The 20,900-nt window shown below is 45.7% G+C and carries 23 protein-coding genes and 1 other annotated feature (1 of these 24 running past the window's edge); of the genes, 5 read left to right on the top strand and 18 right to left on the bottom strand.

Annotated features, from left to right (window positions below):
- Positions 1–41: a binding site (T-box leader), on the bottom strand; it reaches 173 nt to the left of the window's first position.
- 102 nt (positions 42–143) lie between these two features.
- On the bottom strand, positions 144–479 hold the full coding sequence (locus G9F48_RS10300; protein ID WP_015418038.1) for a DUF4257 domain-containing protein: 336 nt from the start codon (positions 477–479) through the stop codon (positions 144–146).
- A gap of 389 nt (positions 480–868) precedes the next feature.
- On the opposite strand from G9F48_RS10300, the gene G9F48_RS10295 reads away from it, so the two are divergent.
- On the top strand, positions 869–1,654 hold the full coding sequence (locus G9F48_RS10295; RefSeq protein WP_156735674.1) for an STAS domain-containing protein: 786 nt from the start codon (positions 869–871) through the stop codon (positions 1,652–1,654).
- A gap of 39 nt (positions 1,655–1,693) precedes the next feature.
- Here G9F48_RS10295 and G9F48_RS10290 read toward each other — a convergent pair whose 3' ends face one another.
- The 14 genes from G9F48_RS10290 to G9F48_RS10225 form a co-directional block, all read right to left on the bottom strand.
- A complete protein-coding gene (locus G9F48_RS10290; protein ID WP_165409453.1) occupies positions 1,694–2,878 on the bottom strand; it encodes an MDR family MFS transporter in 1,185 nt (394 codons plus the stop codon).
- A gap of 195 nt (positions 2,879–3,073) precedes the next feature.
- Positions 3,074–3,784, bottom strand: a complete 711-nt coding sequence (locus tag G9F48_RS10285) for a YwaF family protein (RefSeq protein ID WP_077722726.1) — start codon at positions 3,782–3,784, stop codon at positions 3,074–3,076.
- A 107-nt stretch (positions 3,785–3,891) separates the two neighbouring features.
- Positions 3,892–5,832 (bottom strand): FtsX-like permease family protein, encoded by a 1,941-nt coding sequence (locus tag G9F48_RS10280; protein ID WP_003152291.1) that lies wholly within the window; start codon positions 5,830–5,832, stop codon positions 3,892–3,894.
- Positions 5,829–6,584 carry an ABC transporter ATP-binding protein gene (locus G9F48_RS10275; RefSeq protein ID WP_165409452.1) on the bottom strand — a complete coding sequence of 252 codons (756 nt, stop codon included), beginning with the start codon at positions 6,582–6,584 and terminating at the stop codon, positions 5,829–5,831. Before G9F48_RS10275 ends, G9F48_RS10280 begins: the two co-directional genes overlap by 4 nt.
- Positions 6,585–6,686: 102 nt before the next feature.
- Positions 6,687–7,691, bottom strand: a complete 1,005-nt coding sequence (locus G9F48_RS10270) for a sensor histidine kinase (RefSeq protein ID WP_015418042.1) — start codon at positions 7,689–7,691, stop codon at positions 6,687–6,689.
- Positions 7,684–8,379 carry a response regulator transcription factor gene (locus G9F48_RS10265; protein WP_014305616.1) on the bottom strand — a complete coding sequence of 232 codons (696 nt, stop codon included), beginning with the start codon at positions 8,377–8,379 and terminating at the stop codon, positions 7,684–7,686. The genes G9F48_RS10270 and G9F48_RS10265 overlap by 8 nt, the downstream gene beginning before the upstream one ends.
- A 63-nt stretch (positions 8,380–8,442) precedes the next feature.
- On the bottom strand, positions 8,443–9,753 hold the full coding sequence (locus G9F48_RS10260) for an ABC transporter permease (RefSeq protein WP_003152283.1): 1,311 nt from the start codon (positions 9,751–9,753) through the stop codon (positions 8,443–8,445).
- Positions 9,743–10,438 carry an ABC transporter ATP-binding protein gene (locus tag G9F48_RS10255; protein ID WP_003152281.1) on the bottom strand — a complete coding sequence of 232 codons (696 nt, stop codon included), beginning with the start codon at positions 10,436–10,438 and terminating at the stop codon, positions 9,743–9,745. The genes G9F48_RS10260 and G9F48_RS10255 overlap by 11 nt, the downstream gene beginning before the upstream one ends.
- 15 nt (positions 10,439–10,453) lie before the next feature.
- Positions 10,454–11,437, bottom strand: a complete 984-nt coding sequence (locus G9F48_RS10250) for an ABC transporter permease (RefSeq protein WP_165409451.1) — start codon at positions 11,435–11,437, stop codon at positions 10,454–10,456.
- Between the two features lie 36 nt (positions 11,438–11,473).
- Entirely contained in the window at positions 11,474–12,460 is a 987-nt protein-coding gene (locus G9F48_RS10245; RefSeq protein WP_165409450.1) for an ABC transporter permease, read from the bottom strand.
- A 15-nt stretch (positions 12,461–12,475) separates the two neighbouring features.
- On the bottom strand, positions 12,476–13,462 hold the full coding sequence (locus tag G9F48_RS10240; RefSeq protein WP_165409449.1) for an ABC transporter permease subunit: 987 nt from the start codon (positions 13,460–13,462) through the stop codon (positions 12,476–12,478).
- Positions 13,456–14,334: an ABC transporter ATP-binding protein gene (locus G9F48_RS10235; protein ID WP_015418048.1), complete on the bottom strand. Its 879-nt coding sequence runs from the start codon at positions 14,332–14,334 to the stop codon at positions 13,456–13,458. The genes G9F48_RS10240 and G9F48_RS10235 overlap by 7 nt, the downstream gene beginning before the upstream one ends.
- Positions 14,327–14,719 (bottom strand): GntR family transcriptional regulator YtrA, encoded by a 393-nt coding sequence (gene ytrA / locus G9F48_RS10230; protein ID WP_003152275.1) that lies wholly within the window; start codon positions 14,717–14,719, stop codon positions 14,327–14,329. Before ytrA ends, G9F48_RS10235 begins: the two co-directional genes overlap by 8 nt.
- Before the next feature lie 346 nt (positions 14,720–15,065).
- Complete coding sequence (locus G9F48_RS10225) at positions 15,066–15,338, bottom strand: YtzC family protein (RefSeq protein WP_003152272.1); 273 nt, start codon at positions 15,336–15,338, stop codon at positions 15,066–15,068.
- A 237-nt stretch (positions 15,339–15,575) separates the two neighbouring features.
- Here G9F48_RS10225 and G9F48_RS10220 point away from each other — a divergent pair, with 237 nt between their 5' ends.
- From G9F48_RS10220 to G9F48_RS10210, 3 genes are all read left to right on the top strand, one after another.
- Positions 15,576–16,544: a TIGR01212 family radical SAM protein gene (locus tag G9F48_RS10220; protein WP_165409448.1), complete on the top strand. Its 969-nt coding sequence runs from the start codon at positions 15,576–15,578 to the stop codon at positions 16,542–16,544.
- Positions 16,541–17,122: a tRNA (mnm(5)s(2)U34)-methyltransferase gene (locus tag G9F48_RS10215; protein WP_165409447.1), complete on the top strand. Its 582-nt coding sequence runs from the start codon at positions 16,541–16,543 to the stop codon at positions 17,120–17,122. The genes G9F48_RS10220 and G9F48_RS10215 overlap by 4 nt, the downstream gene beginning before the upstream one ends.
- 122 nt (positions 17,123–17,244) lie before the next feature.
- On the top strand, positions 17,245–17,439 hold the full coding sequence (locus G9F48_RS10210; protein ID WP_003152265.1) for a hypothetical protein: 195 nt from the start codon (positions 17,245–17,247) through the stop codon (positions 17,437–17,439).
- 17 nt (positions 17,440–17,456) lie between these two features.
- Here the strand turns inward: G9F48_RS10210 and G9F48_RS10205 are convergent, their stop codons facing one another.
- The 3 genes from G9F48_RS10205 to G9F48_RS10195 all read right to left on the bottom strand — a co-directional run bounded on the left by G9F48_RS10205 (position 17,457) and on the right by G9F48_RS10195 (position 20,251).
- The gene (locus G9F48_RS10205) at positions 17,457–18,266 is read right to left on the bottom strand and encodes a glycerophosphodiester phosphodiesterase family protein (RefSeq protein WP_165409446.1); all 810 of its coding nucleotides are present in this window, start codon (positions 18,264–18,266) and stop codon (positions 17,457–17,459) included.
- A gap of 105 nt (positions 18,267–18,371) precedes the next feature.
- On the bottom strand, positions 18,372–19,451 hold the full coding sequence (locus G9F48_RS10200) for a tetraprenyl-beta-curcumene synthase family protein (protein ID WP_003152263.1): 1,080 nt from the start codon (positions 19,449–19,451) through the stop codon (positions 18,372–18,374).
- A gap of 20 nt (positions 19,452–19,471) precedes the next feature.
- Entirely contained in the window at positions 19,472–20,251 is a 780-nt protein-coding gene (locus G9F48_RS10195) for an alpha/beta hydrolase (RefSeq protein ID WP_156735679.1), read from the bottom strand.
- A gap of 46 nt (positions 20,252–20,297) precedes the next feature.
- On the opposite strand from G9F48_RS10195, the gene G9F48_RS10190 reads away from it, so the two are divergent.
- Complete coding sequence (locus tag G9F48_RS10190; protein ID WP_029326247.1) at positions 20,298–20,813, top strand: gamma carbonic anhydrase; 516 nt, start codon at positions 20,298–20,300, stop codon at positions 20,811–20,813.
- The last annotated feature ends 87 nt before the right edge of the window (positions 20,814–20,900 follow it).

The raw sequence follows: 20,900 nt of genomic DNA, 5'->3' as shown, positions 1-20,900 counted from the left end.
TGCGAAATCTGCTTCTTACTGCTCCTCTTCACTGTTCTTATCGCTACCGTAATCTTACCTGTATTTTATAGAATTCTGTTCATAAGTGCAAGCAGGTTTGTATACAATGGGAATGTACCCGGAACGGGTCGTGAGCGGGGATATTATTTTGATGGAGGATTTTTTTGCTGGTGTGGTTTTGCTTCGGCCGAATCACTGTTTTGTTCTCTGACAAAATCAAAGCTCCTGAGAACAGCTTCTCCGCCGTAGCCTGCGATTATGGATAAGATGACGAGTTGAATTCCTGAATCGGGGTCAGCGGATAAGACAAGTAAGATGGAAGCAGCCATTCCGATAAAACCATCTTCCAAAAAACCGAGATAGATAAACCGCTTTGTCATTCTGGGTTTCTCCAGCCTGCCTCTCTTTTTCACATGACCGAGAACCCCCATGATGCCTCCAATTACACAAGCAATTATTACCTGATGCAGCATCTTCATCACCTTCCTAAAGCCCTTATTTAGTAAAGCGACTTCAGGCCATCCAGCCCCCTTACGAATACGATGATTTTCGATATCTACATACCGGCGATTGAGCAGGAAAGTAAAAAGCTTGTTTCTTCCATTATATGTGAACACATGATCGGTAAGCTTGATGCATTAGATTCATTTTTCACCCAGTGACAATGACCTAGTCACTTACTTAGCGATGATGTGCCTTCCCCTTATATATTCAGTGTATATGAGGACAAGCCCGAATGACAAATTGCAAACTTCGGCTGCTTGAATCAGAACATATGTTATGCTACGGTTACTGTAGATTCATTTAAAAAGGGGAGAAACAACGGCTGAAAAAAGCGCGCAGCTTTACGGCCAAAAGGGGGTTTTACATGGCTGACTCAAATGTATCCGGAAAACTGGAGCAGCTGGAGCTTATCAAAAAGGCGCTTGATCACGCACGCATCGGCGTGGTGATTACAGACCCCTCTCTTGAGGACAATCCCATCATATATACAAATCAGGGATTTATGGATATGACAGGCTACTCTTCCGAAGAGATATTAGGTAAGAACTGCAGATTTCTGCAAAGCAAAGAAACCGACCGTCAACAAGTCGCGAAAATAAGAAAGAGCTTAAACCAGAAAGAAAAGATCACGGTGCGGCTGAAAAATATCAAAAAAGACGGCACCCCGTTTTGGAATGAACTCAACATTGATCCTCTGTATGTTGAAGACAAGCTCTATTTTGTCGGTTTTCAAAAAGACATTACAGAGCAGAAAGAATACGAAAAGCTCCTTGAGGATTCCCTCACAGAAATCACGACGCTTTCAACACCGATTGTTCCGATCCGAAACGGCATCTCCGCCTTGCCGTTAGTGGGAAACTTAACGGAAGAACGATTTGATTCAATTGTGACAACTTTGACGGACATATTAACCGCATCTAAAGATGATTACTTAATTATAGACTTATCAGGTTTGGCCGAGGTAAACGAACAGACCGCAGACCGGATTTTCAAATTGCACCACCTGCTTAAATTAATCGGCACAGAACTGATTATCACGGGTATCAAGCCTTCCCTCGCCATGAGAATGAATCAGCTTGATGCCAGCTTTTCTTCATTAAAGACATATTTAAACGTTAAGGACGCCGTCAACGTGCTTCCGGTCGTATAAACAAAAAAATCCCGCCGAAACAGCGGGATTTTTTTGTCGTCATCGCACTTGGACGTTTTGTTTATTAACGGTTTTCAGGCGTTTGTCGTACAGCACCGTCGCTGCGATGCTGACAACAAGAAGCACCATCAGGATCAACAGCAGCACGCTCATGCCGTACTGATCAACCATCACACCGCCAAGGAGCGGCCCGATCATTCTGCCGCCCGTCGCCGCACTGTTGACGAATCCTTGGTAAAACCCTTCTTTCCCCTTAGGCGCAAGCTGATTGGCAATGGTAGGCACGGCAGGCCAGACAAGCATTTCTCCGACGGTTAAAATCACCATTGCGGTGAGGTACATCGGAAATTGCCTGGCGCTAAGAAGCACGCCGAACGAAACGATAAAAATACAAAAGCCGATGACCATCTGCGTTTTTAACGCGCCGGACCATTTTTTCAGAACAGCGCCTACGAGGGGCTGTCCGGCGACAATTAATATTCCGTTTACGGTCCAGAGCACACTGTATAATGAAAGCGGCATACCGATGCTTTGAGTATGTGACGCAACGGTTGTGGACCACTGCGAATAGGCAATCCACCCGAGAACATACCCGCCGCTCAATATGAGAAGCGCCGTAAATTTCGTTCTGCTGCTGACAGGCTCGTAGTCCAGAACAGAAACCTGGCTCGCATTTCCGGTTTTGATATTTCGAAACCCGAAAAATACGATAAGGAAAAACAGCACATACAGCAAAGCATTGGCTAAAAACACGTACGTAAACGAGTACGCCGCAACCATCCCGCCGAGTGCCGAGCCCACGGCGACACCTGCGTTCTGAGCTACATAAATCGCATTAAAAGCTCTCCGCCCGCCTTCTTTCCATACCGCTCCCGCCATGGCGTAACTGGCCGGAAACACGATACCGGAACCGAAGCCGACAATGATGAGCAGCCAAATATAAACGGGCCATTGGTGAAACAGAACGAGTCCCAGAAGACTTGCCAATGTGATCATAATGCCCAGCATAATGGATTTGAATCCGCCGATTTTATCAAACAAAAATCCGCCGCATAAATTCCCCGCCACACTGGCCCCGGAATTCAGCATCAGAACAATCCCCGCAACAGTCAGCGATTTCCCTAAATGATTATGAATATAGATCGTATTCAGCGGCCACAAAAAAGATGCGCCCGTCACATTGATAAACATTCCGATGATTAATATCTTCAAAGCGCGCGGCATACCGATCCCCCTCTCTCTATAAAAAACCCCATGAAAAAACGGAAACCGCAAGCCGCGGCTCCGTATCGATCACGTTATCATAGCACATTCATTCTATCGCCGCGGACGTCTTTTTTCAACATCAGAATCTGAAAAAAATAATGCCGGAATGTTGAAAAAATTACAAATGATTGGATTCGCAAAAACAGACCGGCTTCATGCTCTTTTCCTCAGCAGCCAAAACGGAATATACAGAATGAAAAAGCTCAATATCACCGCCGCTTCCATTGATAGAAGATACCACGGCCAAGGTCCGAAAACATTCAGAAGCGAAGCGGTCTTCGGTTTTTTCATTAAATATAGGTAATTTGCATTCAGCACACGATCAATAAAAAAGACACACGCCCCGTACAGATTTACGATCAGCACCGACACCCACAGCCCGCGCGCAGACGGTCTGTACTTTTCTGCAGCGGCCATGAATAGACAGGTAAGAAAAACACAGCCGTGGGAGACGAAAAACACGATGTACCGAAAATGCGGGAAAGAATACGCCCCTAAATCAGGTGTTGCCATCGCCTGTACGGCGCTGCCCAAACCGGCAAAATAGAGGAAGGCGAACAGCTTTTTGCTTTTTGTCATAACCATCAGCATCGCCAAATAGACGGAAAGGTCGCTCAGCTGCAGCGGCAGAGCTGTTTTCAGCGACCAGGCATGATGACAAAGCAGCCATATATGATAGCTGATCTGCGACACGGCAAGGAGAATGAATAGTACATAGCGGATCATGCGACTCTGGTTGAGCTTTTTCCGGAATACGATCACGCCCGCCCCCAGCAATCCGATGATCAACAGCGTGAAAATGTGTTCCTTGGAAAAAAGATGAAAGGCCCCTGTTTCAGATTTCAATTGAAAATACTTCTGCATAAGGCTCCCCCGCGCGAAAAAATGACGTATGTCTATTCTTTTAAAAATCGCTTTCTTCTATTCATACAAAAAAAGCCTCCGCTTATGCGGAGGCTCCTCAACTTGTTTTACAAGGCGGATTGAATGACCTTTTTATAATACAGCACCGACAGCATGCCGAAGATGGAGTACAGCAGCGTATACAGCGCCATGACGATGATCATCGGCGTCCACACTTCCGTTCCGAATAAAAACCATCCTGATTGAACGGCAAAATAGCTGTGGAACAGCCCGAGAACGAGCGGAATGCCGAAATGATACGCCTGCTTCCGGCGGATGCCTTTCAGCAGATCTCCCGTTGTGAAGCCGAGCTTCCGCAATATCGTATAATCAGCCTTCTCATCCTCACACTCGCCCATTTGTTTAAAATAAAGGATACAGCCTGAGGTGATCAGAAAGGTTAATCCTAAAAAGCCGACAATAAACATGATCAGCCCCATGTTTTTCTTTTGCGTGTCAGCCGTTTCAAATTGTGAAAGCGCGCCGTCTGAATAGTGCTGCGCCTGAAACAGACCATCAGCTTTTTGGATGTCCTCTTCTCGTTTGAGTGTAATGCCGAAAAACCGATTTGATTTTCCCTGGATGGACGGGTCGATATCTTTCTCGATCCGGTCGAATACCTGCTGCGTGACGATAACGGTCGGCAGCCCTCCGCTTGTAAATGTATATGACAGGAGGAAGTCGTTCTTCAAGCCCTTATACGCCAGCGGTATTTTATCCGTTTTGCCGTTTATATCAATGGAACCTGACGTTTTCAGGTCGAGAAATCTTTTCATCATATCATTATATCCGGTAAACACGGCTTCTCCGTCAGAAAGCTCCGTCCCTTCTGCGTCTTTCTCGCTTATAATCGGCAGCGCCAGGCTGGACGGGTCTTGTTGAAAGCTTTTCATGTCGCCGTTTATGATGTTCTTCATATTGACACCGGCTTGAATGGTCTTGATTGTTTTTACTTTGTGTTCAATTCCGTTTTTCTTCAATAAAGCGGTAAATGAGTCAGTCTCCTTTTGGTTATCAAACGCAAAGTCCGCGGCTGTATTTTGCTCAGCCGATTTTTCCGCGGAGTAGTACGAGATATAGCTTAAAGACAGTAAACCGATTGCCAGCGCCGAAAGAGTCGTAATAATCGTCAGCAATACGGCGTTTGACTTCATCCGGAACATGATGGATGACAAAGACAGCACTTCACTGACATTCAGATACCCGCCTTTTGATTTCCGGATGAGATTTGCCAGAAAGCTGACCGAACCTTTATAAAACAGATAGGTTCCGATAATGACCGAGCCGAGAATAAACACCATTGCCGAAAACAGTTCATTCATGCTCGTAAAACTGCCTCCGAATAAATCCGCGGACACGGCATAGCCGGCGATAATGGCCGCAATACCGACAACGCCGATCAACATCTGCACCCAAGAAAGCCGTCTTATGCCGCTTTCTGACGATGACGCGGTTTTAAATAAAGACAAAATGCTTTGCCGTTTAATAAATAAGTAATTCATCATCATAATCAGCACGTAAATTGCCCCGAACACAATTAACGTCTGAACGAGCGCCTTGCTTGAAAAAAACAGTGAGACAGAGGCTTTCACACCGACTGTATGAAACAGCATCATCATACATAATTTCGAGAGGGAAAAGCCGGCGAAAATACCGATCCAAATCGATCCGAAATACAAAATGAAATTTTCTGCGCTGAGTATGCGGAAAATGTGCATTTTCGTCATGCCGATTAATCGGAATAAGCCGATTTCCCGGCCGCGCCGTTTAATAAAAATGGTATTGGCGTATAAAAGAAATACCGACACGATCGCCACAAGCAGTACAGAGGCGGCCCGGATTGCCGCCGCTCCTTTTATGGAGCTTTTCATTTCATCAAGCGCCGGATCGTATTGCATCGTGACAAACGCGAAATAAAGGGCGGCGCTGAACACCAGCGCAAAAACGTAAAGATAATAGTTTTTCATATTCTTTTTCAGGTTCTGGAAGATCAAATGATGAATACTCATGCCTGAACCCCGCCCAATACACTTTGCGTTTTCATAATATCCTGAAAAAAGTCCGGTCTGTCCTGACCGCCTTTATTCAGCTGCGTATACACACGGCCGTCTTTAATGAAAACCACACGTCCGGAATAGCTGGCGGCAACCGGATCATGCGTCACCATCACAATGGTGGCGCGGCGTTTTTGATTCAGGCGGCTGAGTTTATTCAATAAATCCGTGGCAGCCTTTGAATCGAGCGCTCCGGTCGGCTCATCAGCAAAAATAATGCCCGGCTCGTGAATAACAGCTCTTGCGGCAGACGTCCGCTGTTTTTGTCCGCCGGAAATTTCACTCGGATACTTATGTCTCAAATCATAGATCCCAAGCTCCTCTGCCGTCTCGGCAAATCGCAGGTCCGCCTCTTTCTTAGACATTTTCGTAATGGATAACGGCAGGAGTATGTTTTCCTTCACGGTCAGCGTGTCCAATAAATTATAATCCTGAAAAATAAAGCCGAGATGCCGTTTTCTGAATTCGGCAAGCTTTTTTTCTTTCATGGATGTAATCTCCGTCTCGTTCAGTTTAATGGTGCCCGCGCTCACTTTATCAATGGAGGAAAGCACATTCAAAAGGGTCGTTTTCCCTGATCCTGACGGACCCATAATGCTGACGAATTCCCCTTTGTGAATCTGAAGATCAATTCCTTTCAGCACCTCTTGTTTATTCAGCTTGTTTCCGTAGCTTTTTTGGATATTGCCTGCTTCTAAAATCATCACGTTATGATTCTCCTTTTACATTGGTTATCTTTATTTTAAAAACAGAAACCGTTTTTTTCGTTTGATTAAGCGAACAAAAGAGAAAAGCATGTGACACTTTTGTCACACGCTGAACATGCTGACGGCATCGTTCTGTTTCGGAAACACCAAGGTAAAAACCGTGCCGCTTTCCGGCTCAGAGCGCACGCTGATCTGGATGAGAAGCGGAGCCGCGGCTTTTTGTGCCAAATACAGGCCCATCCCCGTTGACGCGTGATCTCGCCTCATTCGCGTCGAGGTAAATCCTTTTTCAAAAATGCGCGGAAGATCTTTGGGCTCGATGCCGATGCCGCGGTCTTCGATATCGACATGCACCCGGCCGTTTTGTTCATAGCTTTTTACGGTAATGTCATCCGCTTCACTGTATTTTACCGCATTGCTTAACAGCTGCCTGATGATGAAGGAAAGCCATTTTCCGTCACTGTGAACGTCCGGTGAATCAAGCTGAATGTCAAACCCGATCCCTTTTTGTATGCACCATGATTGCAGATTTTTAATTTCTTTGAAAACGAGCGGTCTGAGCTGAATGCGCTGGAATGATAAATCATTTTCAATAAAGGACAATCGTTTCTGATGAAGCTGCTGGTCCAGGAGATGGTGAATCCGCAGCCATTCATACAGCAAAGGGGCTTTCAGCGGCTGTTCATCAAGGCGCTCGATCATGAGATGCATCGCTGTCAACGGTGTTTTGACCTCGTGAATCCATGACATCAGGTCATCCTTTTCATGCTCTGACGCCGCCTGAAGATCAAGTGAGCTTTTTCGTAATTGCTCTGTCTGCCCTTCAATGCTTTCTTCAACGATAGACTCAAACGGACTGTCAGGCGCTTTAAGATAAGACATGTCTAAATTGGCGTCCCACTCTCTTAAGCTTTTATAATAGGCGGTCTCTTTCCGATAGCGGAACAAGAGAAATACAAGAAACACAAGAAGCGACAGATAAACAAAATACAGCACTGAAAGAAACGGAATAGACGGATCAATATATGCCGCAAAAAGGAGCACAGCCTGCTGCAAAAGAAACATCGCGATCCAGCTTTTTCTTTCGAGCAGAAATGATTTAATCATAAAGACCGTCTTCTTCCTTTGCGATGTATCCCTGCCCCACCTTGGTTTCAATCATTTTCCCGATGCCTAATTGATCGAGTTTTTTCCGCAGCCGGTTGACATTCACCGTCAGCGTATTATCACTGACGAAACGCTCATCATTCCATAGGCTTCTGATGAGTTCTTCCCGGCTGACGATTTTATTTTTCTGCTCAGCCAGCAGTTTTAAGATCAGCATTTCGTTTTTGGTCAGTTCGACCGAACCGTTTTTACGGCTGACCGTGTTGGTTTCTGTGTCAATAACCGCCCCGCACCATCTTTTCATCAGCGCCGGTTCTGTGCCGTATTGGTGCACACGGCGGAACACGGCCTGTATTTTCGCGATTAACACATCAAAGTGAAAAGGCTTCTGAATAAAATCATCTGCCCCGAGCTGCATCGACATGACCATATCCGCGGGATGATCGCGCGAGGACAAAAAGAGAATCGGCACGTTTGATTGGGAGCGTATCATTCTGCACCAATGAAAGCCGTCAAATTTCGGCAGCTGTACGTCAATGATCACCAAATCAGGCTTAATTTCGGTAAACTCCCGGATGACCCGGCTGAAATCCTTTATTCCGTGCACCGCAAATGACCAGCCCGTTAATCTCTCTTTCATCTCGTGAAACAAAGTGTTATCGTCTTCTATTAACAAAATGTGAAACATGGTATCCGCCCTTTTCTGATAGATAGAGGAAAAACCGGCTGATGTCCAGCCGGCTTTTTTCCTTTACAGTTCTCTTCTTAATGCGGTCAGAACGTTGGTTTTTGTCGCTTTGCGGGCCGGATTCATACCGGAAATCACCGCGACCCCCGCACAAATGACAACTGCGATCACAACGAGGCTGAGCGGGATATAGGAGAAGGTATAATGAAGATCTTCAGCTCCGGTGTTTCCCCCTACCGCTTTCAAGATAACCGGCACAGCCAGATTGACGGCAAAACTCACTCCGTAAGAAATGATAATCCCGATGACAGAACCTAATATCCCGATATAGGCGCTTTCCATCAGGAACATTCTGCGGATGATGGACGGGCTTGCGCCGATCGCTTTCATAATCCCGATTTCCTGCGTTCGTTCCGTCACCGCCATCGTCATCGTATTGAAAATACCGATGGCAGAAATCACGACGGCGATAAAGCCGACAAAGATCAGACCGATTTTAAAGACGAGGAAAAACGTGTTGACGCCCTTCAGCTCGGTTGTGACAGATCTGACATAAAAGCCGTCATCCGTGAGGTCATGGGTAAGCTGATCGACATGATCGAATTTGTCCGCATACACATTGATGCTTTTTTCCGCATTTCCATTCTTCAGATCCAAGAATGTCGAGAAGTCTTTCTTGAATTGATCACTCACAAAAATATTTGTATCCTCCATCCAATCTTGGGACGGTTTTTTTGTAATTCCGACTACTTTGAAGTCGTACGTTTTCGTTTTTTCAACGTCTCCGTCTTTGTTTGTTTTGGAGATGCTCAGCTGTATCGTTTTATTAAGCAGGTCTTTCGTATAGCCTTTTGGTTTTTTCACCTCCGACATGTCGCCTTGGTGATCCTTTAACTCTTTGTCGTAAGCGTCAGCCTCTTTTTTCGTCAATAGGTTCTTCGCAAAATCATAGCCGACCACGATTTCATTCTCTGTGCGGGCGACTCTTCCTTGATCAAGCTCCATATTGGCTTTGACTTCATCTTTCATGTTTGTCAGCACAATGGCTGAATCTTCATTTGTTCGATTTCCCAATGACGCTTTGTTCGGTTCATACACTTGTGTTCTTTCAACGACAGACTTTACATTTTTATACTTTTCCAAGTCTGATTTCTTCACGGCTTTTCCGTTTTCTTGGCCGAGCACATTGATTTCCGTAACAATCTGCTGGCTCATCGTAATGTCTGTAATCGTTTTTTGGATGCCGAATCCGACGGAAGCCAGCACCACTAAAAACGCGCACGCCATTGTCGTCGCCAGCACCGTCATGAAAACACGCAGCCGGTTTTTCTTCATATTTCTTCTGATAAAGTGAATCTGATCCTTAAATCTCAACAGTAACGCCCCCTTTTAATACACCGTCATGCAGCTGGAATTTTGAATGCGCGATCGAAGCGACTTCATCGTCATGCGTAATGATGACAAATGTAATCCCGCGCTCCCGGTTCAGCTGCTGAATTAATGCAAGCACCTCAAGTTCCGTTTCTGAATCGAGGCTTCCCGTCGGCTCATCGGCTAAAATAATTGACGGATTTAAAATGAGGGCTCTTGCGATACTGACACGCTGCTGCTGGCCGCCTGACAGCTCATTCGGATAATGATTCGCATGATTCTCAAGTCCGACCCGTTTCAGCATATCCGCGACTTTCTGCTTGCGTTCAGACGGTTTGACGCCTTTTAAGGCAAGCGGCATTTCAACATTTTCATAGGTTGTCAGACTCGGAATGAGCTGAAAGCTTTGAAAAATAAAGCCGAAATGCCCGAGGCGGAACTGCGCCCACTCTTTTTCATTGAAACCCGTCACATCAGTGCCGTTAATGACGATACGGCCCTTTGTCGGCGCTATGTATCCCGAAATTAAATTCAGAAGCGTTGATTTTCCGGAACCGCTCCGCCCGACGATACAGGCAATTTCCCCTTTTTCAACGGTCAAAGAGACATCCTTCAGCACCGGAACCTCACTCTCTCTGCCTTTCCTGCCGATTTTAAATGAATGATCGATATGCTGTACCTCTATCACGTACACCACTCCCCCTTATATCTGTTTCGTTTTTTTATAGATGAAGTAATAACTGATGAAAAACCCGATAACCGCACCGATGAGCATGCCGAATATGTAACCGGTATACGAACCGTTATAAGCATATCCGCATACCCCCGCACTTCCCATCATACTGAGCGACATGACGAGCACTTGAATGGTGCGTTCAATGTGTTTGCTCAGGATAAAATGTCCGCTTCGTTCATTCGGCATTTTCAGGAAATTCACATAGCCGAATAGATAGAAACAAAATCCCATTAATGCGGAGATGAACAATGCGTGTTTCATGTAATACATCCATGATGTATGGATGTAAGCCGCAGGCATGAAATAGATCAGAAATCCGCTCCAAGGGAAATCAATATCCGGCACAGCCTGCCTGCCAAAAAGGAACTCAGCGTTTAACAGGTAAATCGTCATAACCACGATCGGAAAGACGGAAACCGTGAACGCTGTGATCAGCTGCGCCGCTAAATTGCCCGTTATCGTGCCGGCAGCTGTCACTAATGCGTAAATCATCAAGCTGATGACCAGCATCCCTGCGCTGAATGATTGAAAATGATGGACAGCGTCAGGTTTAAGCGCTAGAAACAATATGTCGGATACTCCGTAAGAAACAAACTGCGAGCCGGCTAACACGGCTGCTCCCAAGAAAAACTTCGTATGAAATATCCGGCTTCTCGAATACGGAAGACTCAGTGTAAACATCCTTTCAGCCCGGCCTGCTCTTATCAGAAAAAGCCCCATAACAACCGGCGGAATGAAATGAAGCCCAATCAAATTCCGATAATTGCTGTAATCGATGCTGAATGTACAAACTGACCCCGGGTACAGCTGAAGTGCACGTAAACAATCCTTATAGTGAAAATACTCATTTATAATTGCCAAAGGGCCTAAGATAGATAAGAACCCCGCTGTAAGCAGCAGCAGCGTCTGCCGCTGCTTACATTCTTTATAAAGCAAACCGCTAATCGGCACCTTGCCTTCCTCCAAACTGCTCATTTTCAAACGGATCTACATATGCTTTGACTGCCTGTAAACCGTAAAATAACTGATGAAAAACCCGATAACCGCGCCGAAGATAATGCCGGCTAAATAGCCGAACATCGTGTCTGTGACCCCATATCCGAAAACGCCGAAACCCATAACGGCAAACGCAATCACCAAAATCTGCACCGGACGGTCCAATTTTCCCCATAGAAAGAATCTGCCGTTCCGTTCATTCGGATGTTTCAGAAAGCTGACGTAACCGATCAGATAAAAGACAAGACTCATCATCATCGGAATGATTAAAACCAAATCCCTTTCTCTGATCCACTCGTTAAACACATATCCAATAGGGGTTACAAATATAAAAAGACGGGATTCGATATAACTGCTGATAAAAGAAAATTGATCTCCGACACTAAAACCGAAAACGACCTCCAAATTCGCGGCCGGCAGACCGATGAGTAAAAAAGGCAGAATCGTTACGGTAAACGCCGTTAACAGCTGGGCGAATATATGTCCCGTTATTGCTCCGGATGCCATTAACAAGGCGTAAGCCATAAAACTGATGACAATCATTCCGATTGAAAAATGATCAAAATCGTACGTATGGCTCGGTTTCAGCAAAGATATCAGCAATGACGCCGCTCCATAGCCTATCGCCTGAGGAACAACAATGACTGCCCCGCCGAGCCAGAATTTAGTCTGAAAGATTTGGCCTCTGCTGTAAGGCATGCTTAACAAAGCATCCATCGTTCCCTTTGTCCGTTCCAAGCCTAATAAGAAGACGGCAATGATGACACTCACAATCCAGCTGAAGGAAAGAAGCGACCCATTCGTATAATTGACAACGAATTCACAATCTTGAAGAGCTTGGTTATTCAAACATTCTTGATATGTTGAGTAGTTGTTATAAATCAAAAAAGGGTTTGCCGCCATTAAAAGAATGCCGCTGCATATAAACAACCACTGATTTTTCTTCCATTCTGTGTACAACAATCCCTGCGGTATCATTCCGGTCCTCCTTTCTTACACATGCTTCGTTTTTTTATATATGGCAAAATAACTGACCAAAAATCCGACCGCTCCTCCGACCAGCATCCCGGCCACATACCCTGTCATCGTCTGTCCCGTCGAGTACCCCGCCAGGCCAAAACCGAGAACGGCGATGATGATCACCACAACCTGAATGGGCCGGTCAAGCTGTCTCCAGAGAAAAAAACGGCCGTTCCGTTCCACCGGCTGCCTGACATAGCAAAAGTACCCGATGGCATAAAATACAATGCTCATCACTGCCGGAATGATTAATATATACTTGCTGGCAGATACCCAATCTGTATCCATGTACATGATCGGATTCAAATATTGAAAAAGATTGTATACTTTGATATAAGCATCCACTGACGGCATCAGCTCATACATGCCGGCTCCGAAGATGACTTCCGCATTGGACAGCGGCAACGTAATGATCAGGTATGGTGATATCGACACGGCAAACGCCGTTAACAGCTGGGCGAACGTATTCCCCGTTAAGCAGCCTGCGCTCGCGACCAATGTAAAAGCCAAAATACTCACAATAATCTCTCCGACGCTGTAATGGTGGAAGAAATATACGCGCTCAGGCTTTAACAGAAGAATGAGCAGCTCAGCCAGCCCGTAGCCGATCACCTGAGCGCCGGTAATGACCGCCGCTCCGAGCCAAAATTTAGTGCGGAACACCTGAGCGCGGGAATAAGGCAGACTGAAAAGCGCATCAATCGTACCTTTCGTACGCTCCAGTCCGAATAAGCAAACCGCCAAAATCACAGCGGGCGCCCAGTTTAAGTTCAGCATTCCGCTATCCAAAGAATTCACATAAAACTTACAATATGCTCCGTGGGTGTCCAGACAGCCTTGGTAGACCAGATAGGTATTTAGCACTTCAAATGGATTGACCGCCGCTAAAAAAATGCCGACCATCACAAGAACAGTTCGATTCTGCACCCATTCCCTGTACAGCAATCCCCTGTCTACCATCTCCGGTTCCCTCCAAACTTCGCGATAAAGACTTCTTCTAAGTTCACAGGAAGCTCGTTCCATACTTTAGGCTGCAGCTCTTGCAGAAAGTTCTTTTTCTTCTCATCGTTCTTTTGAATCAGCACCGTATAAAACACACCGGCATGGTCGAGAATCGGTATGTTTTGTTCTCTGATCATCAAGTTGACATCCTCTTCAAATGCCATTTGGATTTTCATGTATTCTTCCTTCATATCATCCAAGTCCATCACATTCGTCAGCTGATTTCCTTCCAAAAACCCGATCCGGTTGCACATTCGCTCAATATCTTCTAAACGGTGTGAGGTAATCAGAATGCTCGTTTCCCGTTCAGCCACTTCATCCACCATAAGCTGAAGCACGTCATGACGCGTTACGGCGTCAATTCCGTCCGTCGGTTCATCCAAAAGGATAAGAGCCGGCCGTGAAGCAAAGGCAAGGACGAGCGCAAGCTGTTTTTTCAGGCCTGTGGATAATTCACGGTATTTCTTCGTTTCCGGAATGCCGTACCTGTTCATCAGCTCATTGGCGTAAGTCACATCAAAATTCGGATAGATTCTGCTTACAATCGCAACAAGCTGTTTATATGTATACTTGTCATAAAAAGGATTTTCAACAGGCATATAAATGATATTCTGTTTGACTTTCGGATGACGCTTTATTTCCACCTGATTAAATAAAACCGTCCCTTGATCCGGCAGCAGAATCTGCTGAATGAGCCGGAGCAGTGTTGTTTTCCCTGATCCGTTCCGCCCGAGCAGCCCGAAAATTTCCCCTTTTCCGATGGTGAGCGAAATATCTTTGAGCACTTCTTTACCGTCTATCGTTTTTGAGAGATTCCGCAATTCAATCATGATCCTTGCCTCCTTTCACATCAGCGCTGATTTCCTTTATCCATTCCTGCAGCTTCTCCAGCTCAACTCCCGCGTAATGGGCATCGATGATGAGCTGTTTCAATTGCTCTTTTATCATCGTCATCTTCCCTTCAACCAATGTCGTTTTTGCATTCTCCGATATATACGTTCCTCTTCCCCTCAGCGTTTCAATGACACCATCGCGTTCGAGCTCCTTGTACGCTTTGCTGACTGTGTTCGGATTGGCGATAATAATCGTTGCCAATTCCCTGACAGAAGGAAGTTTATCCCCCGGCTTCATGATCCCTTTTAAACAAAGCTCTTTCAATTGCTGTATGATCTGCTCATAAATCGGAGTTGAGCTTCTCGGATCGATTTGAATCATTTACTTCCCTTCTTTCTTTTACGAGCTGCTCTCTTTCTTTAAATGTTCTGCCATTGAAAACCGATGACGACAAGAACGACAAACAGACTGCTGGCCAAAACCGAGGCGGCGATAATAAGAGGCACATCTTGTTTTACGGATCTTTTGTTTTTCATGAAAGTTCCCCTTCCCTATGCTTAACATTTATATGTCGATTTCATTTTTTGAGTGTTTTATGTGTATTACATCAAGTAGTACACATAATACAATAAACACACTCAGGCCTATTGTCAATTCTTTTTTAAAAGAAATACAAAAAACCCGCCGGGATTCCGGCAGGTTTGCTGAACCATTTGAAACGGCGCGGTCAGTAATCAAAATTACGCTGCAAAATCATATTGTTTTGCAAAGTCTGCAGCTGCAATCTCATTCTGTAAAGCTGCTCTCTTTGCTGATCATTCGCAGATAATGACAGCTTGTTTAATTCATTCACCGCGTTTTCAAGCATCATTTGCGCTTCACTGTATTCATTATCATTATAATGCTCTTGTTTTGAAGCGGTCATAAATTGCTCATTCGCAAATTCATACGCCTGTTCGCTTCTTTGGAGATGTTCATCTACTGATTGTCTTGTTGCCAACGAAACCCCTCCTCAGTGAATGGGAAATCAAACTTAGTTTGAGCGGACCAAAAATAATAACACCCGAAGGTTGCAGGAAAGAGAACCAAATTTTCCGCGTTTTAGCTAAAAGAATGAGAATCCTGCCTGGAGTCATAATAAACAAAAGAAAGCCCCATCCTGTTTTCAGATTGTGAACCCCCATCATTCATGCTACAATTTTAGGATGCATCTGATGTGAGGGAGGCTTTTTGAACATTGAACGAGAATAACCCTTTTCCTTATTCAAATACGGAAAAACGGTACCATACATTAAATTATCACCTGCGGGAGCATTTCGGGCATAAAGTGTTTAAAGTCGCGCTTGACGGCGGTTTTGACTGCCCGAATCGGGACGGCACGGTTGCACACGGCGGCTGCACATTCTGCAGCGCGGCGGGCTCCGGCGATTTTGCCGGCAACCGGGCCGATGACTTACACACGCAATTTCACGATATCAAAAACCGTATGCACGAAAAGTGGAAAGACGGCAAGTATATCGCATATTTCCAGGCGTTCACGAATACGCATGCCCCGGTAGAGGAGCTGCGTGAAAAATTTGAATCCGTCCTCGAGCTTGACGGCGTTGTCGGCATGTCTATCGCGACCCGTCCGGACTGCCTGCCGGACGATGTCGTGGAATATTTGGCCGAACTGAATGAGCGGACCTATTTGTGGGTTGAACTCGGGCTGCAGACCGTGCATGAGCGGACCGCCCTTCTGATCAACCGCGCCCATGATTTTGACTGCTATGTTGAGGGTGTCAATAAACTGAGAAAACACGGCATCCGCGTTTGTTCCCATATCATTAACGGGCTTCCGCTTGAAAACAGGGACATGATGATGGAGACGGCCAAAGCCGTCGCTGATTTGGATGTGCAAGGCATTAAAATTCACCTGCTTCACTTATTAAAAGGCACACCGATGGTGAAGCAATATGAAAAAGGAAAGCTGGAGTTCCTTTCTCAAGAAGAATATGTAAGTCTTGTATGTGATCAGCTCGAAATCATTCCCCCGGAAATGATCGTTCACCGCATTACGGGAGACGGGCCGATCGAATTAATGGTCGGGCCGATGTGGAGCGTCAATAAGTGGGAAGTACTGGGCGCCATTCAAAAAGAGCTGGAAACACGGGGAAGCTATCAAGGAAAGCTCTTCAGAAAGATCGGGGAGGAGACCGCCCTATGACCTTGATGCACATCCTCCCTTTCAGTAAAGAATTGCTGAAGTCCGCCGCACAGGAAGGTGATATCACGGTTGACGCGACGATGGGCAACGGACATGATACATATTTTCTGGCCGGCCTTGTCGGTGAGACAGGGCATGTCCATGCCTTTGATATTCAAGCGGACGCACTCGCTAAAACGAAGGAGCGGCTCGGTGCCGACTTCGGCCCGCGCGTCACGCTTCACCATAAGAGCCATGATCAAATAAAGGCATCGCTGCCTGAAGATGCGCACGGTCGTGTGGCTTGCGCCGTCTTTAATCTCGGCTATCTGCCCGGCGGCGATAAAAGCATTACGACAAACGGTCACTCAACCATTTCCGCGATCGAACAGCTCCTTGATCTGCTGAAGGAGAACGGGCTGATCGTTCTCGTTGTGTACCACGGGCATCCTGAAGGCAAGACGGAAAAAAGTGCATTACTGGAATACTGCAGCAATCTTGATCAGGAAAAAGCCCGCGTGCTGAGCTACGGCTTTCTCAACCAGCGGAACGACCCGCCGTTTATTATAGCGATTGAAAAGAAATCTGCCGGCAAATAAAGAATCGGCCTGTCATAAGCGGGCCGATTCTTTTTGTGTTTACTTTTCAAGAAAAATCAATTACTATGAAATAATGGAAAAAAGTTCACCTTTTAAGTGTAACGTCTGGGAGGAGCGGCAGTTTGAATATTCTTCGCATCATATTTTCAAGTGTTCCCTATGTGATGTTTGTCATCATTTTATCAAGACATTTAGGATTTGAGTTCGCGAAAACCTATTACTGGTGGTTTGCTGCATTTTTTGTCATCGGGCTGATCGGCAAATTCGCAATGCACCTTGCGGCAAAAAAGAAACCGTTAAAAAAAGAGACAGCGTAAAATGCGCATGTCTCTTTTTATTTACTGTTTTGCAGCACGCTGCGTGTATAAGCGGGATTGTTCGTAAAGACACCATCTGCTTTTTGTTTCAGCATAATAGGCGTCAGCGTATGCTCGTCTTCCTTATCAAAAAACACGTGCACTTTCATCTTATTGTGATGAATGCGCTTCACGACTGCTTCATTTGCCAATTTGGCGTTGATCCCGATTGTATCAGCATACGTTCTGATGGTTTGCAGCTGCTTATCATTTATCTCCTCAGCCTCGTTATCTTTTAATAATCGAACAAGAGGAACTTTTTTATTCATAGAACGAACTTTCTTTAAGCTCTTCCCGCTAAAAGACTCAATGACTGCTTTATGGCTGGAAATCAGCTTATGTTTTTGTAATATGTCAATCAGTTTCTTTTCCATCACCAGGCTGCCGTTGCTTTCTCTTGTCTCAATATAGTAATTGGCAGTTTGTCCGAATTTCTGGATGATTTCTTCTAATGTTAAAATCTTTTCTCCTTTTCCCGCATTCAGTTTCTTAATCTGAGCCAAAGACAGATCATCTGTCATCCCTTTACCATCTGTTGTCCGATCTACCGTTTTATCGTGAATCGCAATCAGACGGCCGTCCTTTGTCTCCCGTAAGTCTATCTCAATATAATCTGCTTTGTCTTTAATCGCACGTGCATAAGACAAAGCGGTATGTTCCGGCTCAATCGCAGAAGAGCCCCTGTGCGCTATCAAGACAGGATGATAGCCGGCGGAAGCATGGATGACGGAGCAGCCTCCGGAAATGGAAAGTAATGCTATGACCGCTAAATACTTTAATTTTTTCATAAAATTAAAGTATCATATTCTGCAGGCGCACACAATGTTTCATTCTTCACATCATAAATAAAAAACTGCGCCGTCATGATGTACACGAGAGGCGCAGTTCACCCATTACGAACTTTTCGTCCAAGCCATCTTCTGAAATTTGCGGTAGGCTCTTCCGTTGATATAAAAGAAAAATGACGTTTTTCCGCTTGCCCTGATCAGCTTTCGGGCGAGGCGGCCCATTTCTTTTTGGCCGGCGACTTTGTCATCGGATAAATAGACGCCGAGCAGCCCCCTGTTGATCAGCCGGTGAAAATTTTCATGCGGAATGCCTTGCAAATGTTCATCCGCTTTTTCAATAAAATGCTGCAGTCTCTGCATCATTTCTTCATGAGACTGATAATACGTACAGAAATTCAGATCGCCTTCAAGCAGATCCTCTTCCTGGTCAATTAAATAATCGAGCAGTATATGCAGCCCTTGTATGTACGGAAAATAACTGCTGCGGATTTTCTCAGCGGTATGTTCGTTAAAATCAGGCTGGAATGAGTAAGCAACGAGACAGAAAATGCCTAACGTCGATCCGGCGCAGGCCGAGAATTCAAACCACTCCATTTCCGGAAGCTGTGACCGGTACTGCTCAAACCAGGCTTTAAGCCTCGGAACGCGTTCATGCTCAACGACATGCTTATGAACCTGAAGATCGCAATAATAATCACACAGCTCAAGCAAATAAGGTTTAATGATACCGTAATGTTCTATTGACCCGAGCACCCGCTGGCATGTTCTGACCAGCTCATGAAGATAACCGCCGTCATCCCGCTCCTCTCTGTACTGATAGTACGGCCGCACCTCGGCACCGACCGTCAGCGCGTCACGCATGGAAAGATGAAGCATGCGGAAGTCCTCCGGATCAAGCGAGGTGCTGCGGTCGCACAGATTGTCCAGATAATCACTGATTGTCTGATACGCGATGATAAATTGCACGCATTTCTGTTTTTGTTCTCCCGAAAGCAAGGCTAAAATGCCGCCGCCTTCACAATGAAACGATTTATCGCGGATACTTGCGGCCGCCTGCTGCCGCAGTTCGGTATTTTTAATGGAATCTGATTTTTCCCGCCACATGTTCAATTCCTGATGAACGAGCGGAAAAATTTCCCGATACACTTTTGCCATAAGGTTAAAAGGATGTTCCGGTACTGTCAACATATGCACCCCCAGCGAATTCAAATATACTGATCTGTAAAGGCTTTTGCCGCCTTAAACACAGTTTCTCTTTCCGGTTCATTAAAAATTTCATGATAAAGCCCTTCCCATTCCCGGTACGATTTATTATGAGAAGCCACACCGGAAAACCATTTGCGGACCTTCATTTTATCGACGATTTTGTCATCACCGCCCTGCATAAGCAAAAGCGGCACCTTTAAGAACGCATCAGTCGGCACCATAGCGGCATCAATGGTTTTTAAAAGCTCTCTGTACCATCTTACGGATACCTTCGTGACATATAAAGAATCGTTTTGATCCGCTTCAATCATATCCGCATTCCTCGTTGCCATATCAGGTGATAAGCCGGAATCCACTCTGAGGGACGGAGCGAGGACGTTCAGTCCTTTAGACGCAAAATCAAGGACTTTATTGACTTTTATTTGCAGACCCAGACAAGGTGATGATAAAATGAGTGCCGTAATGCGGGGATTTCTCTGCTGCTTAAACCATTCTATCGCAATCAGTCCGCCCATGCTGTGGCCTAAAAGGAAAACGGGCGCTTCAAGCGTTCTCGCTTTATCAATCCATATATCTACTTCACCAATGTATTCTTGGAAAGAGCGAATATGCCCTCTGGCGCGGGTCGACGTTCCCTGACCGGGCAAATCGCCCATCACCACGTTATATCCGGAAGATCTCCACATTTCAACGAGCCATTTATAACGCCCGTGGTATTCGCTTGCCCCGTGGATAATGACAATGGTACCGACGGGCCTGTCTGCTTTCCAAGTCCACATGCAGTTCACCTCTTACATAAATTTAGAGAAAGAAGGATGAGACATGATAATCTACCCTTATAAACAATTTACGCCTGACATACATCCTGAAGCGTTCATTGCGGATAACGCCGTCATAACGGGCGACGTCGTGATCGGAGAACAATCGAGCATCTGGTTCTCGGCAGTCATCCGGGGAGATGTTGCGCCGACAAGGATCGGAAAAAGAGTCAGCATACAAGACTTGAGCTGTCTGCATCAAAGCCCGAACCGCCCGCTTCTTATTGAAGATGACGTCACGATCGGCCATCAGGTTACACTGCACAGCGCAATCATCAGAAAGAATGCTTTAATCGGTATGGGCTCCGTCATTCTTGACGGGGCGGAAATCGGAGAAGGCGCGTTTATCGGCGCCGGAAGTCTCGTTCCTCCGGGCAAAACCATTCCTCCCGGCTGTCTTGCGTTCGGCCGGCCCGCAAAGGTTATCCGCCGGCTGACAGAAGAAGACATACGGGACATGGAAAGAATCAGAACGGAATATGTTGAAAAAGGCCGATACTATAAAACACTGCAAGAGAAATAAAAAAGATCAGCTTTGTTTTACTACTGTACCATTTTTCAAAATATTATTTAAGTAAAAACCATTTGCATTCTCCCGATTGTCAGGAAA

Origin of the sequence: Bacillus sp. EKM420B (genome assembly GCF_011065565.1) — a bacterium.
Classification (GTDB): domain Bacteria; phylum Bacillota; class Bacilli; order Bacillales; family Bacillaceae; genus Bacillus; species Bacillus velezensis.
This window is presented reverse-complemented; position numbering and strand designations above follow the sequence as displayed.

What these genes read in the sequence shown, in the direction of transcription:
- G9F48_RS10290 (WP_165409453.1), bottom strand. Translation starts at nt 2,878, where the DNA reads ATGCCGCGCGCTTTGAAGATATTAATCATCGGAATGTTTATCAATGTG.
- G9F48_RS10265 (WP_014305616.1), bottom strand. Translation starts at nt 8,379, where the DNA reads ATGTTTCACATTTTGTTAATAGAAGACGATAACACTTTGTTTCACGAG.
- ytrA (WP_003152275.1), bottom strand. Translation starts at nt 14,719, where the DNA reads ATGATTCAAATCGATCCGAGAAGCTCAACTCCGATTTATGAGCAGATC.
- G9F48_RS10195 (WP_156735679.1), bottom strand. Translation starts at nt 20,251, where the DNA reads ATGTGGACTTGGAAAGCAGACAGGCCCGTCGGTACCATTGTCATTATC.
- G9F48_RS10240 (WP_165409449.1), bottom strand. Translation starts at nt 13,462, where the DNA reads ATGGTAGACAGGGGATTGCTGTACAGGGAATGGGTGCAGAATCGAACT.
- G9F48_RS10300 (WP_015418038.1), bottom strand. Translation starts at nt 479, where the DNA reads ATGAAGATGCTGCATCAGGTAATAATTGCTTGTGTAATTGGAGGCATC.
- G9F48_RS10280 (WP_003152291.1), bottom strand. Translation starts at nt 5,832, where the DNA reads ATGAGTATTCATCATTTGATCTTCCAGAACCTGAAAAAGAATATGAAA.
- G9F48_RS10245 (WP_165409450.1), bottom strand. Translation starts at nt 12,460, where the DNA reads ATGATACCGCAGGGATTGTTGTACACAGAATGGAAGAAAAATCAGTGG.
- G9F48_RS10215 (WP_165409447.1), top strand. Translation starts at nt 16,541, where the DNA reads ATGACCTTGATGCACATCCTCCCTTTCAGTAAAGAATTGCTGAAGTCC.
- G9F48_RS10285 (WP_077722726.1), bottom strand. Translation starts at nt 3,784, where the DNA reads ATGCAGAAGTATTTTCAATTGAAATCTGAAACAGGGGCCTTTCATCTT.
- G9F48_RS10205 (WP_165409446.1), bottom strand. Translation starts at nt 18,266, where the DNA reads ATGAAAAAATTAAAGTATTTAGCGGTCATAGCATTACTTTCCATTTCC.
- G9F48_RS10235 (WP_015418048.1), bottom strand. Translation starts at nt 14,334, where the DNA reads ATGATTGAATTGCGGAATCTCTCAAAAACGATAGACGGTAAAGAAGTG.
- G9F48_RS10270 (WP_015418042.1), bottom strand. Translation starts at nt 7,691, where the DNA reads ATGATTAAATCATTTCTGCTCGAAAGAAAAAGCTGGATCGCGATGTTT.
- G9F48_RS10295 (WP_156735674.1), top strand. Translation starts at nt 869, where the DNA reads ATGGCTGACTCAAATGTATCCGGAAAACTGGAGCAGCTGGAGCTTATC.